General features: G+C 44.6%; 23 protein-coding genes. 9 read left to right on the top strand and 14 right to left on the bottom strand.

Going from position 1 to position 24,542, the window contains the following annotated elements:
* Positions 1 to 392 precede the first annotated feature (392 nt).
* The 8 genes from LWP20_RS15210 to LWP20_RS15245 form a co-directional block, all read right to left on the bottom strand.
* Positions 393 to 2,486, bottom strand: a complete 2,094-nt coding sequence (locus tag LWP20_RS15210) for a VapE domain-containing protein (RefSeq protein ID WP_242929028.1) — start codon at positions 2,484 to 2,486, stop codon at positions 393 to 395.
* 98 nt (positions 2,487 to 2,584) lie between these two features.
* Entirely contained in the window at positions 2,585 to 2,890 is a 306-nt protein-coding gene (locus tag LWP20_RS15215; protein WP_242929029.1) for a helix-turn-helix domain-containing protein, read from the bottom strand.
* Between the two features lie 2 nt (positions 2,891 to 2,892).
* Entirely contained in the window at positions 2,893 to 3,198 is a 306-nt protein-coding gene (locus LWP20_RS15220; protein WP_242929030.1) for a helix-turn-helix domain-containing protein, read from the bottom strand.
* Positions 3,199 to 3,297: 99 nt separating this feature from the next.
* The gene (locus LWP20_RS15225) at positions 3,298 to 4,068 is read right to left on the bottom strand and encodes a hypothetical protein (RefSeq protein WP_242929031.1); all 771 of its coding nucleotides are present in this window, start codon (positions 4,066 to 4,068) and stop codon (positions 3,298 to 3,300) included.
* A gap of 372 nt (positions 4,069 to 4,440) precedes the next feature.
* Positions 4,441 to 5,703, bottom strand: a complete 1,263-nt coding sequence (locus LWP20_RS15230) for a site-specific integrase (protein WP_242929032.1) — start codon at positions 5,701 to 5,703, stop codon at positions 4,441 to 4,443.
* Positions 5,704 to 5,845: 142 nt separating this feature from the next.
* Complete coding sequence (locus LWP20_RS15235; RefSeq protein ID WP_242929033.1) at positions 5,846 to 7,621, bottom strand: recombinase family protein; 1,776 nt, start codon at positions 7,619 to 7,621, stop codon at positions 5,846 to 5,848.
* Positions 7,622 to 7,633: 12 nt separating this feature from the next.
* Positions 7,634 to 8,047: a hypothetical protein gene (locus LWP20_RS15240; protein ID WP_242929034.1), complete on the bottom strand. Its 414-nt coding sequence runs from the start codon at positions 8,045 to 8,047 to the stop codon at positions 7,634 to 7,636.
* A gap of 128 nt (positions 8,048 to 8,175) precedes the next feature.
* Positions 8,176 to 9,126, bottom strand: a complete 951-nt coding sequence (locus LWP20_RS15245; RefSeq protein WP_242929035.1) for a hypothetical protein — start codon at positions 9,124 to 9,126, stop codon at positions 8,176 to 8,178.
* Between the two features lie 1,699 nt (positions 9,127 to 10,825).
* On the opposite strand from LWP20_RS15245, the gene LWP20_RS15250 reads away from it, so the two are divergent.
* From LWP20_RS15250 to LWP20_RS15265, 4 genes are all read left to right on the top strand, one after another.
* Positions 10,826 to 11,794 carry a D-2-hydroxyacid dehydrogenase family protein gene (locus LWP20_RS15250; protein WP_242929036.1) on the top strand — a complete coding sequence of 323 codons (969 nt, stop codon included), beginning with the start codon at positions 10,826 to 10,828 and terminating at the stop codon, positions 11,792 to 11,794.
* Positions 11,795 to 11,900: 106 nt separating this feature from the next.
* On the top strand, positions 11,901 to 13,187 hold the full coding sequence (locus tag LWP20_RS15255; protein WP_242929037.1) for a multicopper oxidase family protein: 1,287 nt from the start codon (positions 11,901 to 11,903) through the stop codon (positions 13,185 to 13,187).
* A 105-nt stretch (positions 13,188 to 13,292) separates the two neighbouring features.
* The gene (locus LWP20_RS15260; protein ID WP_242929038.1) at positions 13,293 to 14,192 is read left to right on the top strand and encodes a helix-turn-helix domain-containing protein; all 900 of its coding nucleotides are present in this window, start codon (positions 13,293 to 13,295) and stop codon (positions 14,190 to 14,192) included.
* Between the two features lie 105 nt (positions 14,193 to 14,297).
* Positions 14,298 to 15,227 carry an MBL fold metallo-hydrolase gene (locus tag LWP20_RS15265; protein WP_242929039.1) on the top strand — a complete coding sequence of 310 codons (930 nt, stop codon included), beginning with the start codon at positions 14,298 to 14,300 and terminating at the stop codon, positions 15,225 to 15,227.
* A 61-nt stretch (positions 15,228 to 15,288) separates the two neighbouring features.
* On the opposite strand, the gene LWP20_RS15270 is transcribed toward LWP20_RS15265, so the two are convergent.
* From LWP20_RS15270 to LWP20_RS15285, 4 genes are all read right to left on the bottom strand, one after another.
* A complete protein-coding gene (locus LWP20_RS15270) occupies positions 15,289 to 16,179 on the bottom strand; it encodes a cation diffusion facilitator family transporter (RefSeq protein WP_242929040.1) in 891 nt (296 codons plus the stop codon).
* Positions 16,180 to 16,233: 54 nt separating this feature from the next.
* Positions 16,234 to 16,641 (bottom strand): DoxX family protein, encoded by a 408-nt coding sequence (locus tag LWP20_RS15275; protein ID WP_242929041.1) that lies wholly within the window; start codon positions 16,639 to 16,641, stop codon positions 16,234 to 16,236.
* 35 nt (positions 16,642 to 16,676) lie between these two features.
* Positions 16,677 to 17,915 (bottom strand): hypothetical protein, encoded by a 1,239-nt coding sequence (locus LWP20_RS15280; RefSeq protein ID WP_242929042.1) that lies wholly within the window; start codon positions 17,913 to 17,915, stop codon positions 16,677 to 16,679.
* Positions 17,916 to 18,182: 267 nt separating this feature from the next.
* A complete protein-coding gene (locus LWP20_RS15285) occupies positions 18,183 to 18,392 on the bottom strand; it encodes a heavy-metal-associated domain-containing protein (RefSeq protein WP_242929043.1) in 210 nt (69 codons plus the stop codon).
* A gap of 217 nt (positions 18,393 to 18,609) precedes the next feature.
* Here LWP20_RS15285 and LWP20_RS15290 point away from each other — a divergent pair, with 217 nt between their 5' ends.
* On the top strand, positions 18,610 to 19,614 hold the full coding sequence (locus LWP20_RS15290) for a hypothetical protein (protein ID WP_242929044.1): 1,005 nt from the start codon (positions 18,610 to 18,612) through the stop codon (positions 19,612 to 19,614).
* Positions 19,615 to 19,779: 165 nt separating this feature from the next.
* On the opposite strand, the gene LWP20_RS15295 is transcribed toward LWP20_RS15290, so the two are convergent.
* Together LWP20_RS15295 and LWP20_RS15300 are read right to left on the bottom strand one after the other, a co-directional pair.
* The gene (locus LWP20_RS15295) at positions 19,780 to 20,382 is read right to left on the bottom strand and encodes a short chain dehydrogenase (protein WP_242929045.1); all 603 of its coding nucleotides are present in this window, start codon (positions 20,380 to 20,382) and stop codon (positions 19,780 to 19,782) included.
* Between the two features lie 175 nt (positions 20,383 to 20,557).
* Positions 20,558 to 21,130, bottom strand: a complete 573-nt coding sequence (locus LWP20_RS15300) for an AraC family transcriptional regulator (RefSeq protein WP_242929046.1) — start codon at positions 21,128 to 21,130, stop codon at positions 20,558 to 20,560.
* Between the two features lie 291 nt (positions 21,131 to 21,421).
* On the opposite strand from LWP20_RS15300, the gene LWP20_RS15305 reads away from it, so the two are divergent.
* The 4 genes from LWP20_RS15305 (at position 21,422) to LWP20_RS15320 (ending at position 24,460) form a co-directional block, all read left to right on the top strand.
* On the top strand, positions 21,422 to 22,285 hold the full coding sequence (locus LWP20_RS15305; protein ID WP_242929047.1) for a DUF5694 domain-containing protein: 864 nt from the start codon (positions 21,422 to 21,424) through the stop codon (positions 22,283 to 22,285).
* A 344-nt stretch (positions 22,286 to 22,629) separates the two neighbouring features.
* The gene (locus LWP20_RS15310; RefSeq protein ID WP_242929048.1) at positions 22,630 to 22,824 is read left to right on the top strand and encodes a hypothetical protein; all 195 of its coding nucleotides are present in this window, start codon (positions 22,630 to 22,632) and stop codon (positions 22,822 to 22,824) included.
* 57 nt (positions 22,825 to 22,881) lie between these two features.
* Positions 22,882 to 23,082 carry a type I restriction enzyme endonuclease domain-containing protein gene (locus LWP20_RS15315; protein ID WP_242929049.1) on the top strand — a complete coding sequence of 67 codons (201 nt, stop codon included), beginning with the start codon at positions 22,882 to 22,884 and terminating at the stop codon, positions 23,080 to 23,082.
* A gap of 382 nt (positions 23,083 to 23,464) precedes the next feature.
* On the top strand, positions 23,465 to 24,460 hold the full coding sequence (locus LWP20_RS15320; protein WP_242929050.1) for a tetratricopeptide repeat protein: 996 nt from the start codon (positions 23,465 to 23,467) through the stop codon (positions 24,458 to 24,460).
* Positions 24,461 to 24,542 lie beyond the last annotated feature (82 nt).

The following is a 24,542-nucleotide window of genomic DNA, read 5'->3' on the forward strand; positions in this document are numbered from 1 at the left end:
TCTTCAATCGTTTATTCTAAATTTGTATTAAAAGAGGGCTAAAATTATTTATAAGTTCATACTATTGTTAACAATACTTTTTACGAAAAAGCAACATTATTACTTTTTCATTTCTAAATGTATTACAGGGTAAGATGGGTAAGCAAATATTATAGAAATAACAATTACAGTAAATTGATAAATTTACAATAGCATATCACATACCAAAACAGGGCTATAACTGCTCATATAGCCAATATCACTCCTGCATTCCGATCCTCAATCATTAGCAAATCATAGATTTTGTTTTTTTTAGTTTTTACCTTACCCATCTTACCCGACCCTAACCAACTATAAAAGCTAAGGGCACATCCTGTGTTAGAATGTGCCCTTAGCTTTTGGTCTCAATAATATCAGGTTACTTGTTTCCTGCTTTGCTGATCTACCTCATCCCAGGTCAGTTCGCGTACCAAGTAGCCATACACCCCGCTGCGTTTGATGCGCTCAAAGCCATGCTTTTTCAAGGCTTTGCCCAGCTTGTTAACGCTGGCATCGGTGACATTGATCTTGGCATTGATTGCAAGCTTGGCTACCATCTGAGTTGAAGTCAGAAACAGGATTGGTTCATTTTCAACAGGATGTTTAAACCAAGTCAACAGCAGTTCTTCTTCTACCGCACGTACCTGAAAGCGTTCGTTGCTCTGGCTGATCTGCTGAATCTCATCTTTATCAAACCAGTAGCGGAACCCGTTTTGGTACAAGTGATAGGCCTGCGCGTATACCTTATCCAGCTCAACCGTGTGTCTGTAGGCAATATCGGTCACTTCAAAACACAAAAAGCGCCTGCTGCCGGTGGTATCGTTTAAGAACTGCAGGTTGTTTACAGATCCTGCAAAGCTTGCCCTGCGCGGCATCTTTTCATGGTGGTGCCCATAGGCTTTGCGCACCTTGATCTCACTTTTGGTAATGATCTCCTTAAGCGCCCCTACTTCACTGCGGTTCAGGTTCTCCAGCTCATCCAGATTGATAAGCATGTTTTCCGATAACTGCTGCAGGGTATCCTTATTTTTAGGGTTGATCTCACCGGTATAAACGTAAAACTTGAGTTTGCGCGGTACCAGATTCAGCACCCACGTGGTTTTACCCAGTCCCTGCCCGCCACTTAGCACAATAAGCGTGTGATTAACCACTTTATCGTCCAGTACACCAGCGGCCATAGCGACAAACCAGCGTTTGAAGCAATACTGCCATTGCTCCTGATCGGTAGTAGTCACCGTTGTTGCCAGCTGCTGAATGTAATCTGTTTCGCCATCCCAGTCTGGCAGGCTCTTAAAGTAGCTGCGAAAGGGATTATAGAGCGGACAGAAGTCCGAGCTAAGCAAACTGCGCAAAGAAGCACTACTGACCTTTAACTGCGCTTTTAACAGTTCCCGTAGCATCGTGCTCTCTGCCCGGTCGGTCAATTGCCGCCACTTGCCCTTGTCGCTGGTGCAATACTCCTGCCGGTGGGTCACTTCGTTGTGGCGAAACCTGTAACGGGAGAGCAAAAAAGCTTCGATCTTGTCCAGGTACGTGGCAGGCGCTGCAGCTTCCTCATTTCCGGCTTCTTGTCGCTTTCGGTGCAGATCCACGGTGACCAGCTTGGCTATCTTCTGATAAGCTGCTGCGGCAGGGCTGATCTTATCCGGCTCAAACGCCGGGTTGCCATTTGCCAGGTTACTTCTACTGCCGTGTTCAACCTTATTGGTGTAGGCACTCAACACACTAGTGCGCACCTCCTGCTCGTTGTAATTGTAGTCTGCAAGCACCAAATCCAATGCAGTGTGTTGTGCTATGCCATAACGGTTCAGGTTACAGGCCAGTTGATAGACAAAGTTATTGCGATCTCCTGCTGTAAACTGGTGCCTACGCTGTGTTAACTCCACACATTGCTTGTAAATACTATCCATTTCGCCTGGTACTGCATCATTTTGATGCATACTAGCTGCTTTTTTGGGCAGTTGTGGTGCTTCAACCGTTGGTTTGACACATTGGTTTGCAGCTGACGGGGTAGGCGCAAACACCAGTCTTCCAGTCACGGCATAGGTGGCGGCATCCGGGTTTAGGTACAAGTCTGCATCCCAGGACAAAAAGCATAAGCGTGTTACATCACTTCCGGACGCATCGACCTGCACCTGTAGCTGCTCTTCATAATGTGCTTTTACCTGAGCAAAGGCCAGCTTATGCGCTGCTACAGGTGAGTCCACCTTAACAAGCAACTTAACGCCCCGGCCGGAGGGACTGATAAAAGCGGCAAAGGTATGGGGCAGCGTGCAAGCTGCCTGTTTTACCCGCAAGGCTTTTTCTTCGCCCAGTTTGTCGATGTCGAGCACTACCACACCAGCATAGACGTTCAAGTGCTTTTCTTTGCGCCCACCCGCAAACGTAGCGGATGGGGTAAAAGCGGACAGCTGTTTTTTCGCATCATCAAAGGCTTCCTGGTTACCTGCTGCCAAGTACTCGCGCAACTGCTGGATCTGCTTTTGATACTGCCCGCCTTTGATGTGGTGTAAGATTCCATCAATAGCAGTATCTCCGGTGATGTGATGAAAAGAACTAAATTGTGTTACCTGGAACATGTACACCCTTCATTTGCGGGTACTACATGCGGGTTCAGGTCTACGCGGTGAGAAAGCAGCAGGGCTTCCACGTCGGCTATGGCGTAGTAGATGCTGCGCTCGATGCGCGAGTACGGCAACAGGCCTTTTTTGCGCCAGCGCAGCAGGGTTATTTTTGAAATGCCCAGCATATGCTCCAACTGCCGGGAATTGATAAATGCCTGCCTAGTACCAAGGTGTACAAACTGCTCCAAACGATTCATTCTATAAATGTACCGGTAAAGCTCTTCAGCAAAGAATAGATTAGTCTGCATGGTTACGCTCTCCCCCTTTTAAAACGTGGTTGTTCGATTACGCGCAGGATCTCTGACTTGAACAAATAAACCCTACGGCCAATGCTATGCCCTTTGATGAGCCCCTGGTGGCGCCAGTTAGTCAGCGTCACTCTGGAGATGCGCAGCAACTTGCAGGCCTCGTCAATGGAGATGGGCGCTTCGGCTTCCGGAGCTGTGGAAGGTTGCACTTGGGTAGTAACAAACTTTAGATGTTCTGTTACACCTTGGACAATCTGCTTGATTGCCTGCTCTGATAAGAGCTGAATGGAAATTTGGTTTTGTTCCATGTTTTTAAATGGTTAATTATTAAACATGGACAAATAAAGTAAAGGCTTGTGTAAACCTTCCCACTAAGTCGACTACGTTAGATAGCCATTATTGAATAGCTACTTAAGCTTGCTGTATTTGCTAAAATTAGACTTATAGGATTCGTATGACTTGTAATGATCAAGATCAGCAAAGTTATTCCATGCCATGCGGCAATAGGCTTCAACTGGTGACAGGTATGTGTTTTCTTGCCAATAAAAATCATATACAGCACCGGAGATATCCTTGAAGTCTCCCTGCGTTCTGATTTTCTTGATTTCTTGTATAGGGTCAAACCCTTCTATGTTTGCTTGTAAAAAATAAAGTACCTCTTCTTTAGTCATTATCAACTTTCGAGTGTACTCACTTACTACATTAAGCCTTTCCATAAAGTGCTTTTCTACATCTGGCTTCTTAAGACGCTTAAGCTTTATTCTTTCCCGGGGAGCACCTAAACTGTTCTTATCTACATTCGGATCGGCAGGTTGATTGTGTATTATCAACCAGTCACTTACTAATTCAGTATTATTTTCTTCCTGAGCTAGCCTGAAGTATACGTCCAGGACATCATGCGGAATAAGTTTAGGACTCTTTTTGATTAAGCGTATAAAGTCTCGTTTATTTCCTGAATAAGCATTCAAATGATAATTAAGAAACCCATGTCTATCAGCTTCAAATTCTTTGCTAAAAAACATATCATAATAAAATTCCCACAGTTCTAGATCTAAGGCTTTAGGGTTACTTTCATAATACTGCTGACTATTATTGGCTTCATATTGAAAAACATTGTCAATGTTTTCACCATTATATTTAAAAGAAAAGTAATGCTTTATTGGTGTTACTATGATCATATTTCGCCTGTTAAATAATCTCCTTATGGGCATCCCAAACCCTTAACTATATTTCTTATCCTGATCGAAATTACACATTTAAATAGCCTTGCAATTTGTTGCAATCTATTGCAATCCATCATATCTAGAAGCAAAAGCTTGCTGCTGCTATAGTAGAATGTATTTAAAAAATATAATAGCGATTTAAATATCAATCTTTACATTTCAGTTTATATACATGTATAAAAGCACCTCATGCCTTAAAGCTACAGATTAGGTGTTGTTGCATTCGGTTGATTTAGGTTGCAACATATTGCAACATTCTCCAACATACTGCAACATACTACCAGTTATGAAAATACTTTATACTAGTTCACTACACTCTTAGATAACTTAAACAGTAGCTTCTTTCTTTGCTGCAGGTTGCATGATCTTGCTCCATATATCATGCATTTCCTGATCCTTGATTTTATCAGTTAACTTTATATACTTCTTGAATGTCTGGTAATTGGTGTGTCCTGAAATCTTCATGGCTGTTTCTGGTCTCATACCCATTTCTAAAGCAAGGGTGATAAAAGTTCTGCGTGCTGTATGCATGGTAATGAAGTCATACTTTGGTTTGGTTTCTACCAAGTGTTCCCCACCCCTGCGGCTTGTAATAGTAGTAGGCTCATTCAAGCCGACCTTCTCCCCTAACTCTTTTAAGTAATCATTCATCTTCTGATTCGACAGCACCGGCAATGGCATTACATCTTCCTTATAGCGCTCTAGGATTGCTAAGGCAGGAGGAACTAAAGTAATCTTGTTAATGCTATCAGTTTTCTTTTGCCGGAGCAGCCAATCAGTGCCTTTTATGTCTGACCGCTTTAACTTTTCCAGATCTGAATAGCGCTGACCTGTATAACAGGCAAAGCAAAATACATCGCGTACCCTGGCAAGCTTTGGATGCTTACTTAGATCCTTCTCATAAAGCATTTGCAACTCTTCTTTTGTAAGGGAGATCGTTTCAACTTCCCGCTGTGTAGCTTTAAACTTTTTAAAAGTCAGGTTCACATGCAGTTCCCGTTCTAATGCCCAACCCATAAAAGCCTTTAGGGTGGCAAAGGTTTTCCAGATCGTGTTATCCGTGTGTTTTAGATCCTTTACTGAGTAATCCATGAGTTCATCGAAAAAGCGCATGTTGATGCCTTCAAAAGAAAGGGGATAGTTTCGCTTCTCGGCAAAGGTTTCCAGGTGGTTTAGAATGCCCTGATATTTACGCAAAGTAGAAGCAGTGCGGGTAGATGCATTAGACGAGATGTACTCTTCAAAGTACTCTAGAAAGTTTTTGCCTATTACGGGTTCTGAAGGCTTGATCAGCGCCAGGATATCATCTTTGAAATCCAGGAACCGAAAAGCTGGGTTTGCTTCCATGCGCTTCTTGAACGCATTGCGCACGTTGTTGCGGAGGTTATCCAGGTTGTGGTTGAGCGTTATCCCATTTGAGAATGTGCCTTTTACATGGTTTCCCTGCAAGTTTGGTTTCAGATTCCAATACTTAGGATGGATGTAATCGCCAGTCTTTACTTTGATGGTTTGCTTGCCCAGGCGGGCAAAAAGGTAGATAGCTGTCGGCGCGTCCCCGTTAGGCTTATCGAGGTAAAATTTTACGGTCATAGAGGGCTTGTGGTAAGGGTCAGGCAAATGTACGGGAATATCCGAACTTCGGACACTATTCGTACACTAATATTTAATATTAGCTATTTTTGTTTATCTTACCCTTACAAACACCCTTTACAAAACCGCTTTAAAAGCTGTTTTAAGGCATTTTAGTGTAACGTAATGTTTCGTAGCAGCTATTAGGTTTGTGTCCCCTACGGACTACTGAAAGGGAAAAGTGATGATTTACATCGCTTTTCCCTTTTTCATTTTTAACCAAAAACTGCTGTACAAGGCTGGAAAGGGCGAAAAAGCCGTTCACCCTTGTGGTTCGATAACCCTCCATTTCACGGTCATAATATACGCCTTCCGGAAACAACATCGCTTGCAGTTGTTTTCTTGGCTGAACATTTGACTTACTCCATGATTGTGAGATAGTTACCGCTTTTTCCAGACCCATTTTAATGAACTCTTTTGGGTTCGATAAGGCTGGCACGCACTTTTCCAGATTCTGCTCGATTTCCAGTAGCTCAGTCTTTAGCTCTATGCTATACTTGGTAAAGATGTCTTTCTCAATTTCGCCAAAAGCATAGCGGCGTTCCAGGGTGTCTAATCTCTTTTTTAGCTCAGTATGCTGGGTATGTAAACGCTTTTCTTCTTTCCTGCTTTCTCCGTTTAATTTATAGTAAGTCTCTTCCATGATCTCGGCTAGCTTGGGTAGATACCTAGGATCAACTTCGAGTTCAGCTAAAAAGCCTTCGTATAGGTTATGTAGTTTATTAGCATTACGGTTGAGCTTGCAGCCAATGGTATTGCACTTGTAGTAATGTATGCCTTTCTTTTTCATCTCATAACCCGTCAGTGGCTTTCGGCAGCTACCGCATTTAATATGATGTCTTAACGGCAATTCTTCGTCTTCTTTGACCTGGGTATAGCTATGCGCGTTCTGCGCCTGCAGGCCATTTACCTTTAAAAACAGCTGGCGCGTGATTAGCGGCTCGTGCTGGCCTTCAACCACTTCCCCATCCTCGAGTAAGCCATGGCTTATTAAACCACAGTAGAAGGGGTTTCGAAACAGCTTCGTGATGGTCTGGTTGTAGAGCACCAAGCCTTGTGCTTTCAGGCGCTTGATGATGTCGGTATTCGATAGCCCCTGTTCTGCTTTGAGCTGAAACGCCAGGCGTATGAGCTTCCCTGTTTTATTTGGCTTTAAAATGACCTCCTTACCTACAATGACTTTATCATACCCCATGGGTACTTTCCCTACCCACAGCCCCCGTCTGACGCGGGCTTCCATGCCGGTCATGCATTTTTCGCGGCGTTGATCATTATCAAACTGCGAGAAGAGAAACTGGATGCCCTGCTGCAGCTTGCCGGCTGCTGTCTGAGTATCTACGGGCTGGGTCACAGCTACAACCGAAATGCCCATACGGCCTAATTCATCCACAATGCCAATAGCCGAAGAGCCGGTACGGGAAAAGCGATCGTGGGAGTAGACGATGATGTAGCCCACCCTAAGCTTACTTTTTTTCACAAACTCCAGCATTTTCTGGAACTCCTTCCGTTCATCACTCTTGGCGCTTTCATAGGTGCCACCAAATTTACCCACCACCTGGTAGCCGTGGCGTTCGGCATAAGCTGTACAGCGTTCTAACTGGGTTGATAAGCTTTGGTTGGTCTCGGCCTGCTCTTTGGTTGATACACGCGTGTAGATGATGGCTACTTTACCGCGTGGTGTGGCTTTTTTGCTACCCTTCTGCAGTGGCCGTGCAAAAATACTCAGCTCGTTCCCTTTCCCAGTAGTAGCCCGAAGCGTAGCAGGCTTGTTCGCAACAGCCTTGGCTTTAGCTTTTGCAGAAGACTTGGTAGCTGACTTCTTTGTTTTTAGTGCAGCCTTATCTACTCCTAGTACGACTGCTGTTGTTTGCTTTTTCATGTTCTATCAAGGTTAACGGGAAAGGGATTTTGTTACTTTTTTGTTACCCTTGCCTTTCGGCTTTTGCACTTTAGCTGATTTAGACAATAAATCATCATCGTCATCAATAGTTGCTATCAGTTGTTCTGCAAAGTGCTGGTTAAATACCCAGGCTGAAAAGCGCAGCATAAAATCTACCTGTGCCTGCGCTTCGTCTTCAGTTAAATGCTCCAGCCCCGGAGTTTGCCGTAGCTCGCGCACATGGCGCTCTACCGTTTCTACTTCTTGCGAAAGCTGCTTATAGTAACTATCATAAGTGCTCAGCTGTTCAGCGTTTTCAAGTTCTATAGCATTCTCAGCGCTTACTTTGCATTTCAGCTGTACTGGTTTGTTTTTACTGGTTTTTCTTTGGGTTTTCTTCTTTGGTTTTTGGGTTAAAGTTTTCACTTTTAGTTTTGCCAGTGCCACAAGTCCGGGGCGACCGGTACATAGGCGGGCTCTTACGTTGGGTGCGGGGTGACCGCTACCCTTAACTCCTACCCGATCAGCGTCCGGTAAGAGGAAGTTACTAAGTACTAAATCCTACGACGGTGTTCTTTGGTAAACTTTAACTTAGAGCCGCCACGGTTTTCGAGCTCCACCGACTGGTAATTTTTCAGGGCCAGTGTTTCGATCAGTTGCTTTGAGATTCGTTCATCCAACTGCCCGTCTGAGGTGGTGCGCAAGGTAATCTGCCGCCTTTCATCGAAGGTGATGGTGACCTGCCGGAAGCTTTTGTTGCGAATGGCTCTAACCACTTGCAACTCTTCTTCACTTAGTAAGGACAAACGCGGAATGTAATCAGCTTTATCTTCATCCAAGATAAAAGCTGCTAGGTGCTGGGTGATAGATAAGAACACATGGGTTCTACCCAGCAGCAAGTGCGCTTCCGGCCCCATGCCTTGCATCTCATCCAGCCACGGAGCAAGATCCCCTGTTGGAAAGATCAGGACACCGGCTTCCTGATTGCGGTACAGGGCTGAATAAATCAGTGTCTCAAGCAGTGAAAACTGGATGCCATAATTTGCCTGTGCTTGTTGGGTCTGTCCGCTTAGGTGTTCAGCGATAAGTGCTTCAACTTGTTTAGCGGGCATCGTTTTGCTGAGCTCGTCTCGAAGCTTTGCAATCAATTCAGGCGTAAGCGCATCAGCAGGTATTTCCTGTACGTTCATCAGGTACTCACGCAACGCTTTTACCCGTGCCAGCGGCAGTCCTAATTCACGCAGTTCCTTGGCCATCTTTAGCCACAGGAATTCCAGAAAAGAAAGCTTGGTCCAGGCCTGTTCTTCTGTTTTGGGGGCAAGTCCGGCTTTCTTCCAGTCCACGTAAAGTTTGGGCGTAATACCGGTTTGCTTTAAGGAAAAGATCGGATCGCGCAGCTTTTCATAGAGTTCAGGTAGCTGCTCCAATTCCTGCAGGTCAAGTTGCAGCGTGAAATCCTTAGTATCTGTCGAAGCGTCTGTTTCCGGTAGTTCTGTCTCTTCCATCTTGGGTAAATAAATCCTTTATTTTACCCAAAGGTAATGTTTAAAATATACTTTACAACAATTTAGTAATATTTGTTTATTTCAGGATAAAATATTTTCAAATCCCAGTTCAGAGCTCAAAAAAAGAAATGGTAGTATGCAAAAGAGATAGTAATTGAAATTGAGAACGCTGCTCGCGTGCGCGCATACATGCGTGCATCATGCGCATGTGCGCGCGATTATAGAAGTGTTGATGTTGTTTGCGGACACGACGGAAAAGCAGGTTTTGCGGTAAAAAATCGATTTTCCGTATTTAAGCTTCAACCACATGGTTTCCGGGCTTTTTAACGGACAGGTAAGTCACGCGAGCACAAGCAGTTACAATCAGTTTTAAGCTTGCGGGAAACAAGCAAAATAGCTTCAGGAGTATGGGGTTTTTACGTGTGGAATAGCGCCGGAAACTATAGTTTTTGATCCATAAGTACGGAAAGTACAAAATTCACTTCCGCAACACACTTCCGGAGCAACAGTTAAAATGAGCAGTAAAAAACCCATACAACTAACACTATTACAACAAGTTACAACTGTTTTTCTATCAACATAAACTGTGCAAAAACTGCAGTTTCAGTGTTTTCCCAAAAAATGGGTTCTAAAGTGGCCATCTACACTTCTTCCTGCAATCATATATCTTTGCAATTCAACTTCACAAAAAAGTACAACGGAAAACAGTCATTAAACCTTATGGAAGTTTGGGCGGGGCAAGTATGGTGATTTTGCGGCAAAAAACATGAAGGTAAAGAACGGAATTCTGGTAGAAATGACTACTCCGTACACGGAAAACGAAAGCGGAAAAAGACTCTTCGTCGGAAGTTTCCGCAACAGGCAGGATCACGTTAATTTACGCAGTGTTTTTCCGTAGCCGGAAATGCTGTTACAGAAAGTTACGCGCTTTTCCGCACACATTTTCAGTTCCGCATTTTAGTTAATTCTGCGGACTACTTTTAAGTGGTGAAATGGGGTGTTTCCGTATGCGGACTATAGCTGTTTTACCGCAAAATTTCCGGATACTGACATTAGGGCCTAAAATCACAGAATTCCGCAGTCCGGAGTATGCATTTTCTACGGTATCCGCCGCTAAATCATGCCTTTCTCTACTCCTGTTTTAATCCTACTATAGCCTACACATTTTTAGTCAGATATCGAATTTTTCACCAGTTTCTTAAAAATACTTCAAACGAAGGCTACTCACTTGCACTTTCTCAAGCCAGCACCAACCATAAACCGTACTACAACCTCGCTCCCATCCCACTGATAAACGTCTCAACAAATCCCAGCATCTTTGCTGTAATTCGTCAGCATCCATCTTGCCGCGAAGGGTATTGGCGATGTTCCAGAGTTGTTGTTCTAATTGGCTTTTGTGGTTTTCAGACATTGGGTAAGCTAAAAATTTACTTGTAAGGCAGAGTTGGCCTGCTAACCAAAAGTAGTAAAATTAACAGTTGCCCAATGGGTTTTATAGTTGTTTATCCTAAAAACCGCTCTGTATTGGTTTAGTTAATCCTTCACTTTAAGAGCATAGAATGCGTAGTTGATATTTTATAGTACTCTGATCGATTGCCTGTTTTCTGATCCTGCATGTTTGTCCAACTAAAACGTTCCTTTATCCTTTGCGCAATTTCTGCATAAACCAGATTTTTGCAGATACACAACCACCATTTCCATGCACATCATCATTTCCGACGATTACCAGAATGTAGTACGGACCTTGCCATGCTTTCATCTGCTTAAAGACCATCAGGTAACCATTTATAATAATAGCTTAAAAGATACTACTGCATTAGCCAAACTTTTTAAAACTGCCGATGCCTTGGTTCTTACACGCGAACGAACTGCTATTACAGAAGAGTTGGTCGCGCAACTGCCAAACCTGAAGCTAATAAGCCAGACCGGTAAAATCTCTAACCATCTGGACCTGGCAGCTTGCACAAATTATAACATTGCGGTTGCCGAAGGTGTTGGCTCTCCGGTAGCTCCTGCTGAGCTTGCCTGGCTCCTGATTATGAATGTCGTAAGACAAGTACCACAGGCCATAGAAGGGATGAAAGCCGGACTATGGCAAACAAACATCGGCAGCACTATAAACGGAAAGCTGATCGGCATCTGGGGCTATGGAAAGATTGGTAAGCGCATAGCAGGCTATGCCAAGGCTTTCGGGGCTGAAGTTATAGTTTGGGGTAGTGAAAGTTCCAGAACACAGGCCAAGCAGGATGGCTTTTTAGCTGCTGCCAGCAAAGCAGAGTTCTTCACTGAAGCCGATGTGGTAACGCTGCATTTACGCCTGACCGACAGCACCAAAAGTATAGTTAAGCCTGAAGACTTAGCCATGATGAAAAAGGACGCCGTAGTGGTAAATACCAGCCGGGCCGAACTGATAGAAGAAGGAGCTTTGCTGGATGCATTACAACATGGCAGACCTGGTTTTGCCGCTTTGGATGTATATGAATCTGAACCTATCTACGACAAAGATTATCCATTGCTGCAACTGCCTAATGTGATCTGCACGCCACACCTGGGCTACGTAGAGAAAAACGGTTACGAACTATACTTCCGCAAAGCATTTGAGAACATTATTGCCTTTGCCAACGGCACACCTGCCAACATTGCCAACCCGGAAGTGCTGGAAGTATAAGCACACTTGATTACCCAAAAATCTGTAAAGCTTATCCTGAATCCTGTAACGCCTACGGCAAGCTGGTTTATAATTTTGCTACAGATACTTGCTACAAAATAAAACTATGAACAACATTCAGCCACAAGCCAAACCGATCCGCCACTTCGACCTGACGGCACAGCAAAAAAACATCAGCATAGCCGGACAGGATGCAACAATTCTGACTTATAACGGCAGCTTTCCGGGACCTTTACTGGAAGTAAAGGAAGGAGAAGTGGTAACGGTAGATTTTATAAACCAATTAAGTGAGCCGAGTAACCTGCACCTGCACGGTATTTTTATGTCGCCGGAGGATGACAAGCCGCACCGAATAGTACAGCCAGGCGAGTCGCTGAGCTATACTTTTGAAGCGCAACCAGGCAGTGCCGGCATGTATTGGTACCATCCGCACGCCCACGGCAAAGTTACCCGCCAGTTGTTCGAAGGGCTATCAGGTCCGATCATAGTCCGCGGAGCTGTGGACGAGCTGGAGCCTATCGCTTCTGCTACCGAAAAGGTGCTGGTGCTGCACGACATCACACTGCAAAACGGTACAGTTGCACCACATGCAGGCATGGACTGGGGCAAAGGCAAAGAAGGAGAACTGGTACTGGTAAACGGAGTGCACCAGCCGGAAATATCCGCTCCATCAGGACTACTGAGACTGCGCGTAGTTAACGCCTCAACAGCACGCTACTATAACCTAAATATACCCGGAAAACGACTGCAGGTAATTGGCATGGATGGCAGTTTTCTGGAAGCGCCTGTGGCTATGGAAACGCTGCTGCTCACGCCCGGCGAAAGAGCCGATATTCTGTTAGAAACCACCCAGGCACAAGAACTTCAATTATTAAATCTACCTTATACCCGAACACCTGCCGGACCAAGTATAGATACACCAGCTGCAGGTATGGTACTGGCAAAATTCAACATTACAAGTGAGCCGAAAACTATAGCCTTGCCAACTAAACTCATAGAAATACCTGAGCTTGATCTAACATCTGCCACAGACCATAAAACTATAATTTTTGGCGCTACTATGCAGCCGCTGCAGTTCACCATCAACGGAAAAACGTTTGACCATCACCGCACTGATCTAACTGCCAAAGCCGGGACGCTGGAAATATGGGATATTGTAAACCCGATGGCGATGGACCACCCGTTTCACCTGCACACTTTTCCGTTCCAGGTACTAAGTATAAATGGAGAATCTACGCCCTACCGGGCCTGGAAAGACGTGGTGAATGTACCTGCTAACTGCACCGTACGTATTGCGATTCCATTCACTAAGTATACCGGCAGCGTCATGTACCATTGCCACATCCTGGAACACGAGGACCTGGGTATGATGGGTAACCTGGAAGTGGTTTAACAGAAGTATAAAATTAAAAGTATAGTCTGCCGAACATCAAATAGCAAGCTATACTTTTATCTACAGCTTATTTATATTTACCGGCTCCGCAACACACATAAAACTATGACCAAGGCAGGCGCACCTATTCCTGTTTACAACGAAGCAGATAGCTTTGCAAAACATACATTCCGCGATTTTTACATTGCTTCGTACCAGGATTCGCCAGATGCCGGCCTTAAACGCGTTGCCCCGCACCGGCATACCTATTACGAGATCATCTGGATTACAGAAGGCAGCGGCCTACACGTCATCGACTTTAAGCCTTACGCTTTTAAAGGTCCTTGCCTTTTTCTCTTGCAGCCCAGCCACATCCACCAGATCCGGAAAGACGGACCAACCAAAGGCTATGTGCTTAAGTTTAACGAATCTGTTTTTGCGGTAGAAGCCGGTGCTGAGAACCTGCTGTTAAAGTATGGCATTTTTGATAATATCAATGTGCAGCCGGTACTTCACCTGGATGCCGCCGCCGTTGTCCTGCTCAATGACCTGATGCAGAAAATGCTGCAGGAGTTTAAACAGCCAACCGACCTATCGGAAGTGATCATCGCTTCTTACCTCAAGATATTCCTGTTGCAGGTGTATAAACTAAAAGACGCAAACCAGCAGGAAACTCAGCCAACACCAGAACCACGATACCTACAGTACCGCACTTTTAAACAAATGCTGGAAGAGCGCTACCACCACCAACATGCCGTGCAGGACTATGCAGATGCCCTGGCTGTTACGCCGCGCACTCTCAACGAGATCACGCACAAGTATGCAGGTAAAAACGTGAGCCAGCTGATAAAGGAAAGACTTGTGCTGGAAGCTAAGCGCTTGCTTCATCATGGCCATTTATCTGTTAAAGAAATAGCCGCACAGCTGGGATTTGAAGATGCCGCTTACTTTACGCGCTTCTTCACAAAAAACACCGGCACTTCTCCTATTGCCTTCCGAAGCAAAGAACCGGTGCTGGTCAGCTAAGCCCTATTGTGCAGGACAAGCACCTGTTTGTCCATTGAAGTCGGAACACAAAACCCTGACCTTTATGCTGTTATAACAAATAATTAACTCGTAAAACAGCATAGTATGAACCGTAAATCATTTCTTAAAAACTCCCTGCTGGGCTCGTCACTTCTGCTCCTGCCTGGCCCTGCACAAAATTTCTTTTCTGGTACCAGCTCCAAAAGTATCAAACTTAGCATCCGCAACCCGCAACAAAAGAATATCTGCGCTACCTGCGGCACCCGTTACGCCACTGCAAAAACTACCACCGATACCTGCCCGATCTGCGGAGACGAACGCCAGTATGTAGGCGATGGTGGCCAGACCTGGCTGAGCTATAATGATGTGGCAAAAGGCAAAAGCATTCAGGTTACTAAACTGCAGGAAAACATATACGAACTAAAGATCACTCCTAGCTTCGCCATTGGCCAGAAAGCACATCTGGTAATTTCAAAAAGTGGCAACGTGTTGTGGGATTGTATTCCTTACCTGGATGAGCAAACAATTACCTATATCCAGTCACTGGGTGGGATAAAGGCCATCGCTATTTCGCACCCGCACTACTATAGTTTGATGGCAGAATGGGCTGCCGCATTCGATTGCCCGATTTACCTGCACGAGAATGATAAGCAGTGGATACAGGATAATAGTAAGCACATCAGTTTATGGCATGGGGCTGAACTGCCGCTTTGGGATGGTATGAAAGTAGTTCATGTAGGGGGACATTTTGATGGCAGCACCGTACTGCACCTACCAAACCACGGTCCCAAAGGTACCCTGCTTACCGGCGACAGCTTGTATGTTACACGAGACCGCAAACATGTATCGATGATGTATAGTTACCCAAACCTGGTGCCGCTTCCTAAAAAAGCCATTGAGCAGATTAACAGCCGTGTCGAGCCGCTTGAATTTGATACTATACACGGTGCATTTAACGGACAACTTATTGCTAGCGGGGCAAAAGACGCTTTCAGAAGATCCGTAAAACGCTACCTGAACATTTTTGAAGTATAGCCCAATATAAAAAGGCCGCTACCAAACAGTAGCGGCCTTCCCTTTTCTATAGTTCAACAAGCTATAGTTTCATTGTGCATACCTCCCCTGCCTGCTCTAACTCCAGGGTCGCATCTGTAATTGCAAAAGGCTTCAGGGTGTTACGTATCTCCTGTTTCAGGGCAGCTATGGCATCCGGTTCTTTTATACCTGCTACCATCACATGCGCTGAAAGTACGTGGTGCTCTCCGTCCAGGGACCATACTTTTAATTGATGTATATCCTGCACATTAGGTAATGTCAACATCTGCTCTTTTACTTTCTCGAGATCAGTAGCCAACGGGTTTTCCTGTAGCAGTATTTTGAAAGCTGACCATGCATTTTTGCCGGCACTGTAGAGCATAAACAATGAAATGCCCACCGAAAGCAGCGGATCGAGCCACGGGAGTTCGAAAAACAACAGGATAATGCTCCCCAACATCACAGCCAGCCAACCCAGCAGGTCTTCCAGCATGTGTAGCGATACAGCGCGCTGGTTCAGGTTATGCCCGCCGCGCAGCCTGAAAAAGGCAGCTCCGTTTACAGCCAATCCAACTATAGCAAAAAGCAACATGCCGTAAGGGTCAGGCATTTCGGGGTTCAGCAACCTCTCAAAAGCTTCGGTCAGCACGAACACGGAGCCAAGTATAAGTATAACCGATGTAAGCAAAGCCCCTGCTACCGAATAACGTTTATAGCCATAGGTATACTTAGCATTGCCAGCCTGCTCCGACTTACACTGCAGGAAATAGCTCATGCCCAGGGTAAAGGCATCGCCGAAATCGTGCAACGCGTCACTCATAATGGCTACACTATTTACAAAAAAGCCCCCTATCAGTTCAAGTATGGCAAAGCCAAGGTTCAGGAAAAAAGCAAAGCGGATGTTGCCTGTAGCGTGATGGTGGTGATGCCCGTGATGATGGAGATGTCCCATATTAAAAGTATAAAGCCGTGCCCCATAGGTTGAAGCACGGCTGCTGTGAATGTCTTATTTTACAGATACCTTCTGCTTTGCTGCCAGATGCGCTACTACAGCCAGTGCTATTAAACCACCCATAATGGCGATGTTCTGGATAAAGTCCATGATGGCAGTTTGCTGCATCATACCTTCCATGTTCCAGAAAGTATGCATCATTAGTGTCATGGGTAGCAACAGCAGGATAAGTACGATAGCGGTTTGTTTTACTTTGAAACCGGCAAATAGCAGCATAGCTCCCACCAGTTCAGTTACCATGGCCGCTCCCAGCAGCACCGGTACAAATGGCAATCCTTTCGATGCCATCCACATGGCAGGCCCGTCCCAGAATAGCACTTTATGCAAACCGGCAACCAGGAAGGTAATACCGATCAGGATTCGGGCGGCAAGTATAAATGTTGGAATAGATGAATTTTTCATAGATTTTAGAATTTAAGATTGGTTTAATAAATGGATTAAAATACAAACTGTGCGCCAAGTGCCAGTTGGTTCGCTGAAGTGGTTTTATAGACTTCCTGCCCGTTCTCCAGTAGTCGCCAGTCAGTGTTGGCGCGGTACCACTCCAGGGCAATGCCCAGCGGCCCAATATCGTAGCGGAGCATCGGCACAATGATCTCATTCTTTAAGCGGGCATTGCCGGTTACTTCGGCTAATACATCGGTATCATTAGGGTTATCCTGGCCATACATCACCCAGGCACTAAGGTGTTTACCGAACCTGTACCCTGCCTGGCCCCAGGCACCGTAGCCTTCAATGTCGCCGAACTGCAGCAACTGTCCCCAGCTCTGGCCAATGGCTCGTCCCCAGTAGGCATTACCTTGCAGAGTAGCTCCGCCCAACGTCAGCTTTGTCCCTGCCTGAATAGCCTTGCCTTCCAGGTTGTGGCGCTCATCTGCATGTACCAGGCGTTTGCGGTCGTAGTGGCCGGCCAGGTTCACTTCCCACTTAAGCGGCATGGTTTGGTTACTGATGTTCAGACCAATTTCCGTCTGTGGTACGCCAATCTCCCCTTCATCACGCCCATCGGCTTCAGCTTTCGGGCCGGTCCAGGAGCCACGGAACACGGCCAGGTCTAAGCGTACTTTGGTGGCTGCTGTCGGACTTGTTAAGCCCTGGTATAGGAAAAGGCCGGGGTTACGGAAGCCGATACCTCCTGCCGAGCCGTAGCCCATGGCAAAGTGAGTAACCGAATTCGGGAAATGTGCCACCATAGGGGTCCAGTTCTGCCCCAGGCGCACTCTGGTTTGCCCCTTCTGCACTTCTACATAAGCCAGGCGCACACGCGGCAGCAGGTTCTCATCAGCAAAGCCACCTCCGCCTGCAGTGCCACCTAAAAAATCTAATTCAGCCCGACCGGTGGCCGTAATGCCGTGCGGCAGGTTATAGGCTGTGCCTTTAAAGATGAGCCAGGTCTTGCGCAGGTCTCCGCCAAACTGGTACTCATCCTGGGTGGGTTGTTTGGGGTTGGCCCACATGGTAATAGCCCCGTCGCCCGGGCCAAATGTGCCATCCTGCACAAAGCCCGACGCTGTGATGATACCATTTATACTTGACTTGAAGTAGGGCTTGCCTGCCTGCGTGGTATCAGGCTTTGGAGTCGCCGGAAAGCTCAGGTCGATCTGGGCGTTTGCCTGGTGCAACAGCAGCGTACTAAAGGCGGCGGCTGCAAAGGTGGTTTGAAGTACTTTTTTCATGGTTTTATTTTATAAAATTTAGGCAATAAGGTAGCTGGCCGCCTTTTCAGGGGCAGCTATAGTTTAATTTCTGTTATGTTTTAGTTTAGGGTTATAGCCGGAGGCTATACTTCAGCTGCGCAAGTGATCGATCTTTGGAACAGCGGTGCAAAGGTCTGTAGTTGTTAAAGCCGGCTCAATGCACAAAGCAGCGCTTTTCTTGTACAATTAACCCTTGCATCTGGAAGTACTATAGTTGTCTTTGAGCTAAGGAAAGACATAATTTACTTAAAGCATCTCTGCTTTAAATCCAGCCTTCTCAACTACAGTTATGATTTCGGGTGCTGTTAGGGAATCAGTTTTCACGGTAAGCACTTTGCTCGAGTTGGTAGTATCTACGTTCCACTCGCAAACGCCTTCGGTGGCATTGAGCGCCGGTGTAACTTTAGATACACAGCCGCCGCAGTTGATGTTAGTTTTGAATTGTAGCTCTTTCATGTTCTTGTAGTTTTATTTTGTTGAACATGACAAAGGTAGCGTGCTAGTAAGGTGGAGCTGTTACAGAATTTTGGGTGAGTGTTGTATGATTACTGTATCCAACAAAGCTTAAATATTAAGCTATAATAATTACATATAAAATTGGAATTTTTTCTTGTAACATTTAAAATGTTTAACTATTTCCTGTTATGAGTATTCGTAAAGTAGCTTTGGAGCAATGTTAGAAAATAAGATCATTAGAGTTCCTCAACATTTATACTTTGAGGATACAATCAACTTTGTAAACAGTTTTTCATCAATCAGAGAAGAGAAAAATTATGTCTTTGATTTTAAAGAGACCTCTATATTTGATCCTTTTTCTCTACTATATGTAAGCCATGAACTTGAAGTTTTCAAAGCTGAAAATCCTACTTCAAATTTTTATGCTAGAAATTTCAGCCATTTAACTTATGCTGCCCACATGGGCTTCTTCAAGTCCTTTGGTTTAGATTTTGGTAAAGAACCAGGTGAGGCTGTAGGCTCAAATTCTTATTGGCCAATTGAGGTATTATATGTAAATGAAATTAAAGAAAGAGCTCAAGACTTTATGGTTAATCCTGGTGAAGTTCTAGAGCAATATGCAGAAAGTATAAGTTTAATATTAACTCAATCAAAAAGTAAAATTGTGACTGATGTTCTAAGATATTCAATGAGAGAAATATTTAGGAATATTGTAGAACATAGTGAATGTGAAAAGTTTAGTTTTTGCGCACAATATTTACCATCTCAAGATAAAGTTCACTTTGCTGTGTTAGATAGAGGTATAGGATTAAAAAAAAGTTTATCTAATAATCCAAAACTCGTTCTAGACGACCATTTAGATGCTATCGAATGGAGTTTACAACCTGGAGTTTCTGGGAAAGTATATCCAGGACAAAAAAAGAAGCCAAAAGGAGAGTGGGCAAATTCAGGATATGGTTTGTTTATGACAAGTAGCATCTGTAGAATGGGAGGTTCATTCTTTATATCTACTGGTGATAAGGGTTTATTCATAACTGAAAAACAAAAAAGAGTTATGAATTTAGAAACACATGGAACAGCTGTATATTTAAGTATTAACCTCAATCAAATCTATGAACTAAGCAAAATGCTTTATGATTTTGGTAGAAATGTTCCAAAGAATGTTTTCATGCAGCCGTCCAAGTCAACAATGGATAAAATTCCAAAATCACTTAATATTTAACATATTAACATAGTTTTTACCTAATTAATTTAATTCTGAAATTAATAAGTGCTTAATTGAGTGGAGTGCGTAGTTTCATAATGTATTTTTTAAACTACTATTTTAATGATAAAAACCGCCACGCACCCATAACCCTGCGTGGCGGTTTGCTTTTCTCCCCAACTATTACCCATACACCTTTATCACCTTCCCCGTCAATCCACTCTCTATACTTTTAACATAAGCATTCACCACACGCTGCATCGGCACCGGGTCGTGCCCGGGGAAGCTGGCGCCTAGAGTTGCTACGGAGTCTTCTACCAGGCCGGGGCTTACGGTGTTCAGGCGCACGCTGTTTTGAAGTTCGGTGGCGGCAGCCATGGTAAAGCCGTTCAGGGCGCTGTTGATCATGCTCAGCGAAGTGCCGCCGCGTATGGGTTCTTCGGCGAGTATACCAGAGGTTAAGGTAAAGGAGCCGCCGGCATTAATGTAGTGCTGGCCTATCAATACCAGGTTTATCTGCCCCATCAGCTTACTTTTTATCCCTTCATAAAAGTCGTCGTTTTTCAGGTCTGGCAAGCTCCCGAACACACCATGCCCTGTTACCGAAACCAGTGCATCAAAGCGGCCTATAGTTTCAAACATATCCCAGATGCTGTCGGGTTGGGTAATGTCTACTTTTAAATAGCTGTTGTGGCGGCTGGCTGTTACCAGGTCGTGCTTCGGGGATAGTGCCTGTTGCAGGTGGCGCCCGATGGTGCCGGTGGCACCTACTAAAATGATTTTCATAGTTTATGTTGCTTCTTATTTTACAGAAGCAAAGGAAGAAAACGGCCAGGCCAAACCTGTTACACAACTATAGTTTCGTGTTACAAAATTTCGGGTGACGCTGGTTTACCAACTATAAACAAAAATGCCGGAAGCATACAATGCCACCGGCTGCTACCCTACCAACTATAGTTTCTTAGTCGAGTATCTTATCTATAGTTTTGCGCTTGTGAGTCTTTATCTCCTTAAAATGGCTGGCGGTAAGGCCAGTTACTTTCTTAAACTGGTTTGATAAATGCGCCACGCTACTGTAGCCAAGCTCATAGGCAATTTCTTTCAAGCTTAACTCACCATATACAAGCAGTTCCTTTACTTTCTCGATGCGCTGCAGGATCACATACTTCTCTATAGTTACGCCTTCGGTTGAGGAGAATATAGTACTGAGCGTGTGGTAATCTACCCCTAATTTCTTCGCCAGGTAATTTGACATATTTAGGTGCATACCGGCTTCACCCTGCTGGTGTATCAGATCAATTACGGCCAGTTTTACTTGTTCAATCAACCGCACTTTCCGGTCGTCTAACAACTCAAAACCATTCCTGGCCAGCACCTGCCGTATCTCGTCCAGGTTTATAGTAACGGCTGCTATTTCGGCTTCGCCTAATTCTACCTGCTGCACGGTATAGCCTAGCTTTGTCAGGTCTTCTTCCACTACCCGTTTGCAGCGGTCGCATACCATGTTTTTGATGTAGATCTTTACAGTTTCCATAATTATAATTTGTGCAGCAAACTTAGCAAGTCAACGCTGCCAAAATATTACATCATCTTCTGTTTGATTTACAGATTTTCCCAGCACAAAAAACGGGCTGCACATTTGTCCAACATAAACGACGGTTTATCTATTGAGCCTGGAACTCACTTACATGTACTTTGCAACATGCAACTATAGTCAGAGAAATAAGCCTTTGAGATATTTATAGTTACAGAGTAATCGGTAACTAAAGGCAACCTGAAACTTCTGCGCTGCATCTACACGAAAATACGAACCAACCTTAATACTATGAAAAAGATACTATTTGCAATTGCCCTTCTAGCAGGAATTCACTTTGCTCCTGTGCAAGCACAAACCAAAGCTGACAAGCCAGAAAAACGGGCACAGGTTATGATTCTCGGCACTTTCCATTTCTCGCATCGCAACCTGGACATTATTAAAACTGAAAAGCCTGACCAGTTGGATGTAATGACGCCGCAGAGCCAGCTGGACCTGCAGAAAATTACCAGCAAGATGGCCAAGTTCAAGCCAACTAAAATTGCTATAGAAAGCTTCCCGGAAAACCAACCAAAGATTGACTCGCTGTACCAGGCTTACCTGGATGGCCGATACGAGTTAAAGGCAGACGAGATTGACCAACTTGCTTTCCGGCTTGCAAAGCAACTGGGCCACAAGCGTGTGTACTGCATCAACGCCTGGGGCGACCTGGATACTTTCCAGAAACCCGGAGCTACAAAGTTTGAAGTGCGTGAAGACAAAAAAGAACGCTTGGAGAAATTCTGGAAATACATGCAGGCTAAAACTATTGAACGCAGCAAAATAGACAAGGAACTATACAGCCAGAAAGGCACCCTCTATCAGGTGATAAAGAAGTATAACGACCCGGAATCAATACGCCGCAAACACGAAAATTACTTCCGCGACGCTTTTCAATACGAAGAGCAGGAGCACGATTACACGGGTGTGGACTGGTACAATGCCAGTTGGTTCAGCAGAAACCTGCGCATCTTCCGCAACATACAGCGCATCACTGAAAGCCCTGAAGACCGTATTTTAGTAATATATGGAGCTGCCCATGTAGCAACTATACAGCAGGCTGTAGAGAGTTCCCCTACCCATGAGTTGGTTTCGACCTATAAACTATTACAGTAATGAGTTGGGTATAAATTCAAATGCTTCAAATTCCATTTAAGGCGCTGCTAAAACTAACCTTAGGTAAACATCTATAAAACTCGCTTATTTAACTAATAAGCGAGTTTTATTTTTTCCAGAGTAACATAAAAGAAAATGGCATTTTATCTGGTTCTCTATTTACCCTTCTGTATAAAGGTATATTCTTATTTACTTTTAAATGTGATCTTTAAACTGCCTGCGAGTGCCAACGTATGCAGTACGGCCCGGTGCAGGACTTTGCTACTAACCTTAACCTTTGCCGCTCCCCTCTCCATTGGCCTCAACGCCTCCCCGTCGTCACTAAGGACTTCGTTACAGTAGCCGTGTTCGGCGGCATCCGCCAAGCCACCGAAGGCAAAGCCATAGTGACGATATACTACGGTTTGCGGCTGACCAAAATGCACCTGGCTATTGAGCTGATCGAAGATGAAGCCGAAGAGGTAACTAGCGGTCTGGAAGTGAACGAGAAGAACCGCAATTTGAGTTCAGCTATGGTGGCCGAAGCCAGAACCAAATAGCGCATACCAACCAAACACTCTAACGCCATGTAGGACTTCAACCTGATCAAAGAGCTCGTGCAGAAGATACTGACCCAGGTAAAGAAAAGTGCCTCCCAACCCGACTGGTACAAAAAAGATGATACCAAAGCTCAGCTACAACTAGCGGTAAGGTCTGTGCTACGCTTTAAAGTGAAGGCAGAGCTGCTGGAGATACTGGATGAGATCATGGAGCAGGCTGAGGCCAGGTACAAGGAGTATGATATGAGTGTGGCCTAGTAAACTATTCTTTTAAACTAAAAACTTGAGGAATACAATCTTGATGTATTTAAATATGTTTATTCGCTACAAACTATTCAATTAAGCTCACCATTGGCATATTAGTCCACACTATATCAACCCCTATTCTTTTTAACACTAATACAGCTCTAAATAGCCTTAATATTATCTATTTTATTTATTTAATATAAATTCTTAATATTACATATAAGGATTATCCAGTAAGCAAGTAAGATTTTATTACTTGTTACTCGTTTACATTAACTTAATTTAAAACTTGTATAAAATCGGCTAATTAACATGGCAGCTACCAAAGTCCTTTCTTTTGTTCCCTTACTGGCAGTAGGATTCATGCTTGCTGGATTTCACTCTCCTACACAAGATGCATTCATTTATTTATTTAACATCAGAAACGGCACTAACTGAAAGTATAGCTGCTGATACGTCTTTGAGCAAAGGCATCATGCTTTTCAAGGAAGAGCAATATGAAGAGGCATTAGCCCTGTTTCAGGCTGCTGCGAAAGACAATCCTAAAGATGCCCTGACTAATCTATGGTTAGGACTGGCACTGGAGGCGAACAAACAGCCTTATGCCGCCATGGAAGCCTGGCGAACTTGCTATGGCAATGCCAAGTGGGAACCGGTGGCCGACTACCTCAAGGCTATGTCCTGGTGGAGAATGGGATACACAAACGATGCTATTGCCTATTTTAAGGATGCTCTAATTAACGTAAGAGATGGGAAAGCCATCTCCTTCAAGCCTGCTCAGGAGGCAATCCAACAAATCAATGAAGGTGCCTCAACGCCGCACTTTAGCACCTGGCCGGATATATCTACCCTGGTAGCTCTTTCAAAGCAAAGTAACCAAACGCAAGCTGCAGCAACTACCACTCCGCAACCGGCTAAAGCACAGGCAAACACATCAACTAAGAATCCTAAAAAAGCAGTCCCAGAGACAGCTTCTACGACGACGACACCCAAACCTAATCCTGCTTCGGCCATACCTGTAAAGGCAGGCGCCACCCCTAAAGCAGGTAAATGGATCGCCACTGTTTCTAACGGCTATAAAGGAGATGTATTAACCTTCAGGGTAGCAGCAGATGGCAAAAGCATTGTAGATGTGGAGTTTAAAGGACATTGGCGTGACAGGGGCTATGGCATTGAAGTGCTCACCAACTTAGACCCGCCCAGCCCTTACAAAGTAGCGAAGGGCAATTTTTCTGCTGTGCAGCAAGATACCAAAGCAGGTATGTGGTGGGAATTTACAGGTACTTTTCTCACCGCTACCACAGCCCAAGGATCCTATCGGGCTACCTTTGCAGGTGGAGAAAACGATACCTATAAACTCAAATGGACTGCAAAGCGCGTTTCTCCTTGAGTATAAACAAAAAGCCCCTACCTGTAGGGGCTTTTTGTTTACATGCCAATTAAGTGATTAGCAATATTATTAGGTAAATGAC

It is taken from the genome of Pontibacter vulgaris (assembly GCF_022758145.1).
Lineage (GTDB): Bacteria > Bacteroidota > Bacteroidia > Cytophagales > Hymenobacteraceae > Pontibacter > Pontibacter vulgaris.

Coding starts and splice junctions, on each gene's coding strand:
- LWP20_RS15255 (WP_242929037.1), top strand. CDS start 11,901: ATGAACAACATTCAGCCACAAGCCAAACCGATCCGCCACTTCGACCTG.
- LWP20_RS15265 (WP_242929039.1), top strand. CDS start 14,298: ATGAACCGTAAATCATTTCTTAAAAACTCCCTGCTGGGCTCGTCACTT.
- LWP20_RS15320 (WP_242929050.1), top strand. CDS start 23,465: ATGCATTCATTTATTTATTTAACATCAGAAACGGCACTAACTGAAAGT.
- LWP20_RS15280 (WP_242929042.1), bottom strand. CDS start 17,915: ATGAAAAAAGTACTTCAAACCACCTTTGCAGCCGCCGCCTTTAGTACG.
- LWP20_RS15270 (WP_242929040.1), bottom strand. CDS start 16,179: ATGGGACATCTCCATCATCACGGGCATCACCACCATCACGCTACAGGC.
- LWP20_RS15220 (WP_242929030.1), bottom strand. CDS start 3,198: ATGGAACAAAACCAAATTTCCATTCAGCTCTTATCAGAGCAGGCAATC.
- LWP20_RS15275 (WP_242929041.1), bottom strand. CDS start 16,641: ATGAAAAATTCATCTATTCCAACATTTATACTTGCCGCCCGAATCCTG.
- LWP20_RS15295 (WP_242929045.1), bottom strand. CDS start 20,382: ATGAAAATCATTTTAGTAGGTGCCACCGGCACCATCGGGCGCCACCTG.
- LWP20_RS15285 (WP_242929043.1), bottom strand. CDS start 18,392: ATGAAAGAGCTACAATTCAAAACTAACATCAACTGCGGCGGCTGTGTA.
- LWP20_RS15250 (WP_242929036.1), top strand. CDS start 10,826: ATGCACATCATCATTTCCGACGATTACCAGAATGTAGTACGGACCTTG.
- LWP20_RS15230 (WP_242929032.1), bottom strand. CDS start 5,703: ATGACCGTAAAATTTTACCTCGATAAGCCTAACGGGGACGCGCCGACA.
- LWP20_RS15215 (WP_242929029.1), bottom strand. CDS start 2,890: ATGCAGACTAATCTATTCTTTGCTGAAGAGCTTTACCGGTACATTTAT.
- LWP20_RS15305 (WP_242929047.1), top strand. CDS start 21,422: ATGAAAAAGATACTATTTGCAATTGCCCTTCTAGCAGGAATTCACTTT.
- LWP20_RS15235 (WP_242929033.1), bottom strand. CDS start 7,621: ATGAAAAAGCAAACAACAGCAGTCGTACTAGGAGTAGATAAGGCTGCA.
- LWP20_RS15260 (WP_242929038.1), top strand. CDS start 13,293: ATGACCAAGGCAGGCGCACCTATTCCTGTTTACAACGAAGCAGATAGC.
- LWP20_RS15290 (WP_242929044.1), top strand. CDS start 18,610: ATGTTAGAAAATAAGATCATTAGAGTTCCTCAACATTTATACTTTGAG.
- LWP20_RS15300 (WP_242929046.1), bottom strand. CDS start 21,130: ATGGAAACTGTAAAGATCTACATCAAAAACATGGTATGCGACCGCTGC.
- LWP20_RS15245 (WP_242929035.1), bottom strand. CDS start 9,126: ATGGAAGAGACAGAACTACCGGAAACAGACGCTTCGACAGATACTAAG.
- LWP20_RS15225 (WP_242929031.1), bottom strand. CDS start 4,068: ATGATCATAGTAACACCAATAAAGCATTACTTTTCTTTTAAATATAAT.